Annotated in this window: 1 protein-coding gene; it reads right to left on the bottom strand. The window is 50.4% G+C overall.

All coding sequences use genetic code 11. The features are described 5' to 3' along the window. A partial coding sequence (locus G3N97_RS37605) for a hypothetical protein (protein WP_205997815.1) occupies positions 1 to 232 on the bottom strand: 232 nt, incomplete at both ends.

Consider the following 232-nt stretch of genomic DNA (forward strand, 5'->3'; position numbering starts at 1 on the left):
GCGGAAGAATCGAGCAGAGCGAAGCATGGCGGAACGGCATGACCCGGTGAGTGAGGTGATAGAAAGCGAAGGTCGATGAAAAGAGAACGGCAAACTCGATCGTCAGTGCGCATGACATCTGGTGAGATAGCATCACTGTGCGTGCTACGGTGGTCGATTTGTTCCCTGCGGCACGAGGCAAGTGTTTTAAACTCGTGTAAGTGAAGACACCCGGCGAATATTTTTTTTTTTT

This window comes from Paraburkholderia sp. Ac-20347, assembly GCF_017104805.1.
Taxonomy (GTDB): Bacteria; Pseudomonadota; Gammaproteobacteria; order Burkholderiales; family Burkholderiaceae; genus Paraburkholderia; species Paraburkholderia tropica.